Source organism: Paraburkholderia dipogonis (genome assembly GCF_046027395.1).
GTDB classification, from domain to species: domain Bacteria; phylum Pseudomonadota; class Gammaproteobacteria; order Burkholderiales; family Burkholderiaceae; genus Paraburkholderia; species Paraburkholderia dipogonis_A.
Map to the genome: position 1 here is coordinate 1 of NZ_JAQQEG010000126.1, position 571 is coordinate 571.

1 protein-coding gene is annotated in these 571 nt (G+C 59.9%); it reads right to left on the reverse strand.

Translation table 11 applies throughout. The features are described from left to right. Positions 1-571, reverse strand: a 571-nt coding sequence (locus PQR32_RS42145) for a contractile injection system protein, VgrG/Pvc8 family (protein ID WP_408241806.1), incomplete at both ends; no start/stop codon positions are given.

Below are 571 nucleotides of genomic sequence, written 5' to 3' on the forward strand. Positions count from 1 at the left end.
CGCGCCGGCAAGCGGCTGTGAGTAGTCGCCCCAATGCCTTTCTTCCGCGCCGTGCAGGTCTCCAAACGCGTCATGTTCCTCGGGTAAATTCTGACGTGCGCGCGTGTAGTCGTAATCGACCACGCTCACCTTCGCGGCCGTGATCCTGCGCGACGCCTTCAGGCAGTGGATATATTCCTCGTCGATGCGCCCGGCGCCGGGCGCGTGATAGCGTATCGAGTCATAGGCGTTCCCGTGAGGCTGGTGGACACCGGGCGCGTCACATAACACGAGCCGGTCGTTATCCTCGAAGTAATACAGTCCCCATTCCCTCCACAGGCGGGTCAGGAAATGGAAGTCGGATTCCCACATCTGACGGACGAAGTCGCGCTCCGGGTAACCGTTTCTCAGCCTGAAAGCGGACACCTTCATGTCATACAGGACCGGATAATCGCGCAGCACATCGCTGGTGATATCCAGCACGCTTCTGTTCTGGAATATGCGGCTGCGCGACGTCTTTGTGGTCAGCCACAGGGCGGGACGCACGACAAGGCGATAGTACATGTGGCGATCATCGGCGCCGGTCAACTCA